Raw genomic sequence first — 9,611 nt, 5'->3', positions numbered from 1 at the left:
CAGGGCCGGCAACCCCGCCGTGCCCGGTGATGCCGGCCAGCGGCCGGCACTACCAGACGCGGTTTATTTCGCGTCGAACTTCACGATCGTGCTGATCGCGGTCTCATCCGGGATGGTCTTGGTGTCGGCCCAGTCACCGCTGCCGACGCCGAAGTCCAGGCGCTTTACCGTGGCCTTGCCGGTCAACACCGGCTGGGTGCCCGGCTTCCAGGTGAAGGTGAGGGTGACCGGCTTGCTGACGCCGCGCAGTTCCAGCGTGCCGTCCGCAGCGAACTGGTCATTGCCCACCGCGCGGAAGCCCTTGGCGGTGTAGCGCGCGGTGGCGAACTTGCCGACGTTGAAGAAGTCGGCAGTCTGCAGGGTCGAATCGCGGTCGCTGTTGCCACTCTTGGCACCGGCCAGCGGGATCACCACGTCCAGCGAGCCCGCAGCCGGGTTGGCCGGGTCGAAGCTGAGCTTGGTGGCAAAGCCCGGGAAGCTTCCGGTGAACACTTCACCGTCGTACTTGGTGGCGAACACCAGGATCGAACCGGCGCCGGGGGCCTGCGCGTAGTCGGCGGCGAACGCCGGAGCGGTGGCCAGCATGCCGGCCAGGGCGGCGGCCACGGCGGCCGGGGTGGTCAGTTTCAGGTTCATCGGTCAGTCCTTCTGAGGGGAGGCGAGCCAGCCACGCGGCAACATGCGGGACAAGGTCGCATCGCGCTGGAAAAGGTGGTGGTAGAAGGCGGCACCGGCATGAGCCAGCACCACCGCGATCAACAGCCAGAAGCCGTATTCGTGGATGGCGTGGGAGACCGCAACGACCTGCGGGTCCGGGCCGCTCAGCTTGGGAACATCAACCAGGCCGAACCAGCGGAACGGGCGCAGGCCGCTGGCCGAGTCGTACAGCCAGCCCGACAGCGGGATGGCGAACATCAGCACATACAACAGCACGTGGGTGGCACTGGCGATGCGTTCCTGCCAGCTGGGCACGCCCGGTACCGGCTTCGGTGCACCGGCATACAGGCGCCAACCGAGGCGGAACAGCACCAGCGCCAGCACGGTGATGCCGATCGACTTGTGTGCGGTGTAGACCCAGAAGTACTTGGGGGTCTTGGGCAGTTCGCCCATGGTCAGGCCGACCACGCCCAGGGCGAGGATCAGCAATGCAATCAACCAATGCAGGATCTGGCTGACACTCCCCCAGGCGGCGGGGGTGTTCTTGGCGGTCATGAAGGGTCCTCTAGGGGGCCGTCTTGGGGTCGGAGTGTGGAACGGGAGCGGGAGTTCCCGGGGCGTCGCTGCGGTCGAGGGTGGCTTCAGCCTCGATCCTCAGCTGTACTGCATCACCGATGACGCCCGGCCAGGCGGTGATGCCGAACGCGCGCCGGCTCAGCGTGGTGCTGGCGGAAAAACCGGCGGTGCGTCGGAACGGGGGGAGGGGGTAGCGCTTGATGGCGTTGAGGGTCACGTCCAGCGTGATCTCCTGGCTGACCCCGCGCAGGGTCAGGGTGCCGATCACGTGGGCGCGTCTGGCATCGATCGGTTCGACCCGGCTGGAGACGAAGTGTGCCTTCGGGAAGCGCTCACCATCCAGCAGGCTGCGCGCCAGCGTGGCCTGGTTCCATTTGGCATCACCAAGGTCCAAGCGCGACACGGGAACCTCGACGTCCAGTGTGGCTTCGCGCCAGTTGTCGGGATCGAACTGCAGGCGTCCTTCACTGCCGGAGACCGTGCCCATCGCCTGCGAGTAACCCGCGTGGTCGATGGTGAACAGCACACGGGTATGCACCGGATCGAGGCGATAGGTATCTGCATCCGCCCAGGCGGGCGCGGTGGCAAGCAGCATCGGCAGCAGGGCCAGGCAGGGACGCATCGATGGCGGGCTCCGGAAGGGGGACGCTGTGATCATACGCACAGGCCCCTGCCAACGATGCGTGCATGGCTGCAACAGTTCGTGGTGGGTCTACCGGTGGAAACAGGCTGTTGCAGTCATGAACCCAGCCCTGTGTGACAATCGGACCAGGACAGGGGGTTCAGGATGACGAGCAGCTGGCGCCTGTGGTGTCGAGGCATCGTGGGCATGGGGCTGTTGCTGATGGCGTTGGCCACTGCAGCTGCGGCCCCGGACATGGCAGAAACACCGCGCCTGCGCCGTTTCGGTGCCGCCGAAGGCATGCCCTCGCGCATGGTGCTGGCGTTGGCCGAGGATCGCCAGGGGCATATCTGGGCGGCCACCGACGGCGGCCTGGTGCGCTATGACGGGGGCGCCCTGCGGGTCTGGGAACACGACCCCGAGCAGCCGGGCTCGCTGCCCGGCAATGAGATCGAGACCCTGCTGGTCGATCCCCTGGATCGCGTCTGGGTCGGCATCAATGGCAAGGGCGTGGCCCGGTTGGATGCCGACCGCGAACGCTTCAAGACCTTCGATGCGGTCAACGGCCCCTGCATGAGCCAGTTCTGGACGCTGGCCTACGCCGAGGATGCGCTTTGGATCGGCACCAGCAGCCAGGGGGTCTGCCGGTTCGGAGAGGACGGTAGCCTGCGCTTCTTCAAGCACGACCCGACCCGCCTGGACGGCCTGCCCAGCAACACCATCTACAGCAGCCTGGTTGACGCGCAGGGGCGGCTGTGGATCGGCACCGAGAGCGGGGTGGCGCGCTGGAATGGCCGCGGGTTCGAGTCCGTGGCAGCGCGTGAGCTGGGCGCGTTGAGCGTGCTGCGGATGAGCCGTGATCCGGATGGCTCGATCTGGATCGGCAGCCAGAACGACGGGCTGTACCGCATCGATGCACAGGACCGGGTCAGCCGTCCGCGCTGGAGCGACAGCGCCCGCCTGCGTTCGGCGCTGGTGCTGGCCGATCGCCAGGGAGGCTACTGGGCGGGCACGTCCGACGGCCTGCTGCGCGGCGACGCCAGCGCACTGCGGCGGCTCGAGGGCGACCGCGGCAGCGGCTTCCTCACTGCCCAGAGCGGCGTGCTTGATCTGCTGCAGGACCACGAGGGCGGATTGTGGGTGGCGCTGCTGACCCAGGGCCTGGCCTACCTGCCGCCGGACTGGCGCCGGTTTTCGATCTGGAACCAGCTGGACGGCAAGCCGCTGGACAGCCAGTACCTGCTGAGTGCAGCCAGCGATGGCCAGAATTACTACGTCGGCTCGGCACATGGCGTGTACCAGCTGGACGCGCAGGGAGCACTGAAGTTGCTGGCCAGCGATCGCGAGATCGGCAGCGGGGCAGTGTGGTCGGTGCTGCCGCGGCCGGGTGGGCGCCTGTGGCTGGGGCGTGCCGGCCGTATCAGCGTGTATGACCCGGCGACACGCGCGCTGCATGACTGGCACATCGAGGGGGGAGCCGACCTGCGCCAGCGCATCGACCTGATGCGCCAGGCACCCGACGGAACGATCTGGCTTTCGGTGATGAACCTGGGCCTGCAGCAGCGCAGTGCCGACGGCCGTGTGCTGCGCAGCTATCCGCTGGACGATTTCCGCAAGTCGGCCGATTCGCCTATCGAGCAGATCCGTTTCGACGCCCAGGGCAAGGTCTGGGTGATGGGCGACATGGGTCTCTGGCGCGAACAGTCCGGACGTTTCGAGCCGGTGCCGGGGGTCTCCCGTGGTCTGATCTACGATCTGGTGTGGATTGATCCGCAACAACTGTGGCTGGCCCGCCAGGGCGCGCTCGAGCGCTACCAGTGGGATGGCATGAGCCTGCGCCTGATCCAGCGCGTCGATGGAAGCGCCGGCGTGCCGCCAGTCAGCATGGGGGGCCTGGCGCTGGCCGACAACGGCCGCCTGTGGGCGACCACGCCGCGCGGTCTGCTGCGCTGGGATCCCAAGGCACGACGCCTGCAGTTGTTCAATGAACGCGATGGCCTTTCCGATGCCGAATTCACCAGCCGACCACCGGCGGTGAATGCCGATGGACGTGTGCTTGCGGTTGCCCAGACTGGCCTGGTGGCCTTCGACGTGAATGCCTCCGACGTTGTGTTGCCGGAATCATCACTGGTGATCGCCGAGGTCCGCGTGCGCCGCGACGATGCGCGTGGCTGGCAGCCGTTGCCGAACACCGGCACGTTGCTGCTGGGACCGGATGATCGTGATCTGCAGATCGACGCCCGACTCCTGTCGTACGCCAACCCGCAGGGCAACCGCTACCGCTTCCAGGTACGCGGTTACGACCAGAACTGGGTGGAGCAGGGCGGTGACGGCCAGCGCACGCTTTCCCGGTTGCCCACCGGCAGCTATGTCATCGAAGTGCAGGCAGCCACCTCCAGTGGCGCATGGACGCCTTCGCAGCAACTGCAGGTGAAAGTGCTTCCGCCCTGGTGGCGCAGCGGCATGGCGATCTTCGGCTACCTCCTGATCGGCTCGCTGCTGCTGCTCACCCTGGTGTGGTCGACCCGGGCGCGCCTGCGTCGCCGCCAGCAATGGCAGTTGACCGTGCACAAGCAGGAATTGGCCGAACAGGCCTCGCAGGCCAAGAGCCGGTTCCTTGCCACGCTGGGCCATGAGGTGCGCACGCCGATGACCGGCGTACTTGGCATGAGCGAGCTGCTGCTGGCCACGCCGCTGGACCCGGTGCAGCGCAGCTACGCCGGTTCGATCCAGCAGGCCGGCAGCCATCTGCTGCGCCTGGTGAACGATGCGCTGGACCTCGCACGCATCGAGGCCGGTCGATTGGAGCTGGACCTGCACCCGTTCGACCTGGTGGGCCTGCTCGACCAGGTACAGGCACTGATGCAGCCGATGGCGACGCAGCGCAAGCTGGAGTTCCAGCGTGGCGAAGATCCGCCTGGACCGATCAGTGTCAGCGGTGATGAGATGCGCGTGCGGCAGATCCTGCTCAATCTGCTGGGCAACGCGATCAAGTTCACCGAGCGCGGCCATGTCGGTCTGGCAGTGCGCCTGGAGGAGAACGGCGGTGGCCTTTGCTTCGAGGTGCATGACAGTGGCCCCGGCATCAATGCCGAGCAGCAGGATCGCCTGTTCCACCGCTTCGAACAGGCCGATGGCCCTCGTACGGCATCGCGCTACGGCGGCAGCGGACTGGGCCTGGCGATCTGCCAGGAGCTGGCCGTGGCAATGGGCGGGCGCATCGAAGTGGACAGCCAACCGGGCAAGGGCGCGCGCTTCCGGGTACGGTTGCCGCTGCCCTGGACGCGGCAGCCCGCCGTCGCAGCGGGCGATGTTCCGGCGCAGCCGAACCTGCCGCCGCTGCGCATCCTGCTGGTCGAGGACGATGTCACCGTGGCCGAGGTCATCGCGGGCCTGTTGCGCGGCCGCGGTCATGACGTGGTACACGTTCTGCATGGCCTGGGCGCGCTGTCGGAGATCGCCACCGATGGCTTCGACGTGGGCCTGCTCGATCTCGATCTGCCGGCGCTGGACGGCACCGCCATTGCCCGCCAACTGCGTGCCCTGGGGTACGAGCTGCCGTTGGTCGCGGTGACTGCCCGTTCCGATGCCTATGCCGAATCGCAGGTTCTGGCTGCCGGCTTCGATGGCTTCCTGCGCAAACCGGTTACCGGCGACATGCTGGTAGCGGCAATCGCCCAGTCCCGTGCAAAGCGACAGACGGCAACGTGAAAGCGTCGGCGCCTGGCGTGAACGGCGCTACTTTCGGTTTACCATGCCGACGCCCGCAGCGCGGGAATCATCAGGGCAGCGTGAGGAGGCAATCGGTGGTGTATCTGCGGGCGGCGATGCTGCTGCTGGTCCTGCTGTGCTGCCTGTCACCCGCTGCCGCGCAGCCGGTGCCGCCAAGCCCGCGCCAGGTGACAGTGTTCGACGGCCTGCCGTCCAACACTGTCAATCGGATGGCCGAAGATCGCTACGGCTACCTGTGGATTGCTACCAACGATGGCCTGGCCCGCTACGACGGGCGCAACTACCGGATCTGGCGTTCGGAGGACGGCCTGCGCGACAACCGCATCTGGACGGTACTGGTCGATGCGCGCAACCAGCTCTGGATCGGCACAGAGAATGCAGGCCTGGTGCGGATGTCGGCCGATCGCCGCCAACTGCATTTCTACGATCGCAGCAGCCAGCCGTTGATGGGCACCAACACGGTCTGGAGCCTGGCGACCACGCCGGACGGTTCGATCTGGTTCGGCACCCACGAGGGCGGGTTGTATCGCCTGGACAACCAGGACCGCCTGCAGCGTTTCCTGCCGGAAGCCAACAATCCGCGCAGTCTGCCGGCGGCATCGGTTCCGTATCTGGCGACACTGGCTGACGGCAGTCTGTGGGTTGGAACCAAGCACGGCGTTGCGCGCTGGACCGGCACCGATTTCGAGCGCATCGGCACCGACCTCATCCCCAGCCTCCTGATCAATGGCCTGACCGCCGAGCCCGACGGCAGCCTGTGGATCAGTACGATGGCCGGAGCCATCGTGCGCCGCCCCGATGGTCGCTTCGAGGCGCCGCCGTGGAAGCTGCCCGAGGGCGAGCAGGTGCTGGGCATGATGCTGCGCGATGAACAGGCCGGGTACTGGCTGGACACCCGCACAGGCCTCGGCCGTGCAGTCGACGGCCAGTACCAGACCGTCCCGTTGTACAGCGCGGTGGCACGCGGCCCGGTGCGACCGAACTGGACTGGCGCCTACGAGGACCGTGAAGGCGGCATCTGGTTGGCCAGCACCAACGCCGGGCTGTGGCATCTGCTGCCCCGCTGGTGGCAGTTCTCGGTGCTGTCGCGGCTGGAGGACGACCCCCGCTCGCTGCGCAACGCTTTCGTGCTGGGCACCAGCCCATCCAGCAATGGCGGCATCTGGACGGTAGGCAGCCATGGTGCGCTGGACCGCTTCGACCCGAACACCGGCAAGGTCGAGCAGCACCGTACCTGGGTGAACGGAATGCACTGGCTGACGTCGGTGCGCGAGGACCGCCGCGGACAGGTCTGGATCGGCTCGAATGACGCCCTGCTGCGTTACGACCCGAAGCGGCGCGATCTGCGACGCTGGGGCCGTGATGCCGGTGCCGACGCAACCATGGAAGGCGTCATCGAATCGATGACGACCTGTGACGGCGACAGCCTCTGGCTGATGCTGTCGTCGGGCCTGCAGCAGCGCGACCTCGATGGGCGCCTGCGTCGCCAGCTCAACAATGGCCAGCGTGGTCTGCAGCAGGGGCAGCTCAATCTTGATGTGGAATGCGGGCCGCAGGACCATGTGTGGCTGGCCAGCAGCCGCGGCCTGCTGCAGTGGTTGCCGGAAAGCGAGCGCTTCCAGCCGGTGCCGGGCGCTCCGGCGACCGCGATCCATGCCTTGCACGTCGGTCGTGATGGCCAGGTCTGGCTGTCCGAAGATGGGCGCCTGTCGCGCTATCGCTGGAGCCAGGGGCGGCTGGAACGGCAGACCGTGGTCGGCGCCGAGCAGGGCTACCCGGCGATCTCGGCGTCCGGGCTGGTGGTCGACGCGCAGGGCGTGGCCTGGGCGACCAGCGCGCGCGGCCTGGTGCGGGTCGGTGCCGATGGCCAGAGCGTGCGCCTGTATGGTGTGCACGATGGCCTGCCCAGCCAGGAGTTCCGCGAGCACACGCTGGTGATGTCGGGGGACGGCCATCTGGTAGCCGGCACGCCGGCTGGCGTGGTGGTGTTCGACCCGGAACAGGTGCGGCCCTCGGTACGGCGCGCGCCGCTGGTGATCGAACGGGTCGAAGTCCGCCGCAACGAGCAGGTGCTGGACCTGACCCATGACACGCCGTTGCAGATCGCCGATGGCGACCGTGACCTGCGCATCGTCGCGCGGCTGCTGTCGTTCGCCGATTCTGCCTCCAACAGCTACCGCTACCGGCTGGCCGGCTATGACCCCGATTGGGTGGAAGTGGGGCCCGCCGGCGAGCGTCTTTTCTCGCGTCTGGCCCCGGGCAGCTATCGCCTGGAAGTCCAAGCGCGCTCGGCCGACCACGTCTGGTCGCGGGTGCAGAGCCTGGAGTTCCGCGTGCAGCCGCCGTGGTGGCGCAGCCTGTCCGGGTTGCTGGTACTGGCTTCCATCGCACTGCTGCTGACCAGTTGGTTTGCCTGGCTGTACCGCCGCCGCCTGCAGCGTCGCCACGCCTATCAACTGGCATTGCACAAGCAGGAACTGGCCGAGCAGGCATCGGCGGCCAAGACCCGTTTCCTCGCCAATCTTGGCCACGAGATACGTACGCCGATGACCGGTGTGCTCGGCATGAGCGAACTGCTGTTGGCCTCGCCGCTGGATCCACAGCAGCGCGGTTATACGCAGTCGATCCGTCACGCTGGCGAACATCTGCTGCACCTCGTCAACGATGCGCTGGACCTGGCACGTATCGAGTCCGGGCGACTGGAACTGCAGTCCAAGCCGTTCGCGCTGAGCTGCCTGCTGCAGGATCTGGCGGCGCTGATGGGGCCGCTGGCCGCACAGAAGGGCCTGCGCTTCACCCTCGACAACCAGCTGCCGCCTGGCCTGCAGGCCACGGGAGACTCGATGCGGGTGCGGCAGATCCTGCTCAACCTGCTCTCGAACGCGGTGAAGTTCACCAGCCGCGGCACCATCACCCTGCATGCGCGCAGCGACGCTGAGCTGCGCGCGCTGCATTTCGAAGTGCGTGACACCGGTCCGGGCATCAGTCAGGAACAGCAGCAGCGTCTGTTCCGCCGTTTCGAGCAGGCCGACGGCGCCCGCACTGCCGCGCAGTACGGCGGCAGCGGTCTGGGCCTGGCGATCTGCCGCGAACTGGCACAGGCAATGCAGGGGCGTATCCAGGTGGAGAGCCAGCTGGGCCGAGGCACCTGCTTCGGCGTGACGCTGCCGTTGCCGCTGGTGGTCGATGCCAATGCCGAAGCGGATGGCGAAACGCACCGCGAGGACGCGGCCAACATGCCGCCACTGCGGGTGCTGCTGGTCGAGGATGACGCGACCGTGGCCGACGTGGTGCGCGGCCTGCTGAGTGCGCGTGGGCATGAGGTGGTGCATGCGGGCCATGCGCTGGCGGCGCTGCGTGAAATCAGTGCCGGCGATTTCGACGTCGGCCTGCTGGACCTGGACCTGCCCGGCCTGAGCGGTTTCGAACTGGCCCAGCACCTGCGCAACCAGGGCTACATGCTGCCGCTGCTGGCAGTGACCGCGCGGACCGATCCGGACCTGCAGCAGCAGGTGGAAGCGGCAGGCATCGGTGGCTTCCTGCGCAAGCCGGTGACCGGCGAGCTGCTGGTGGAAGCGATCGCCAGGGTGATGGGCAGGTAGGGTTTATTGCAGGGCTTGCAGCCCTGCACCTGCAGAATCAGCGTCAACGTCAAAGCCTGCATTCCGTGGGATGGCGGGGTGGGTCCGGTTGCGGGGGACGCTGCAAGTACGTCCATGTAGGCTCGGTCGCCGCATCCATTCGGCTCACGCCCCCTCAACCGGACCCACCCCGCCTTCGACAGATTTCCGCGATCAGTCGGAGCACGGGGTCGGATCCCGTTGCTGCCCAACGGGCTCTGACCCCAATCTGGAATTCGATATCTGACAGATGTGTCGACCAAGGTCGACACCTACCAACAACCGCGCGTTCCAACAGTCGCCGTTACCCACAGCCGCGTGAACCCGTCAGAGGTGGGGCGGTGTGGGCTTGCAGGACCGTTGGCGCCATGGATGGCGCCATCGAGCCCCCATGGATGGGTTTA

Annotated in this window: 5 protein-coding genes; 2 read left to right on the top strand and 3 right to left on the bottom strand. The window is 67.3% G+C overall.

The features are described 5' to 3' along the window. Nucleotides 1–63: 63 nt before the first annotated feature. Genes R1H25_RS20040 through R1H25_RS20030 form a run of 3 tightly spaced genes read right to left on the bottom strand, consistent with a single transcriptional unit; the run spans nt 64 to nt 1,855 of the window. On the bottom strand, nt 64–636 hold the full coding sequence (locus R1H25_RS20040) for a YceI family protein (protein WP_317224443.1): 573 nt from the start codon (nt 634–636) through the stop codon (nt 64–66). Between the two features lie 3 nt (nt 637–639). Further along, nucleotides 640–1,212 (bottom strand): cytochrome b, encoded by a 573-nt coding sequence (locus R1H25_RS20035; protein ID WP_005410672.1) that lies wholly within the window; start codon nt 1,210–1,212, stop codon nt 640–642. 10 nt (nt 1,213–1,222) lie between these two features. Continuing rightward, a complete protein-coding gene (locus R1H25_RS20030; protein WP_010482756.1) occupies nt 1,223–1,855 on the bottom strand; it encodes a YceI family protein in 633 nt (210 codons plus the stop codon). A gap of 165 nt (nt 1,856–2,020) precedes the next feature. On the opposite strand from R1H25_RS20030, the gene R1H25_RS20025 reads away from it, so the two are divergent. Both R1H25_RS20025 and R1H25_RS20020 read left to right on the top strand, forming a co-directional pair. After that, entirely contained in the window at nt 2,021–5,566 is a 3,546-nt protein-coding gene (locus tag R1H25_RS20025) for an ATP-binding protein (protein ID WP_317224442.1), read from the top strand. A gap of 95 nt (nt 5,567–5,661) precedes the next feature. Then, complete coding sequence (locus tag R1H25_RS20020; protein WP_049448742.1) at nt 5,662–9,189, top strand: hybrid sensor histidine kinase/response regulator; 3,528 nt, start codon at nt 5,662–5,664, stop codon at nt 9,187–9,189. Nucleotides 9,190–9,611: the final 422 nt, after the last annotated feature.

Origin of the sequence: Stenotrophomonas veracruzanensis (genome assembly GCF_032911525.1) — a bacterium.
Taxonomy (GTDB): domain Bacteria; phylum Pseudomonadota; class Gammaproteobacteria; order Xanthomonadales; family Xanthomonadaceae; genus Stenotrophomonas; species Stenotrophomonas africana.
The sequence above is the reverse complement of the archived record's forward strand: the minus strand, read 5'-3'. Positions and strand labels throughout refer to the sequence as shown.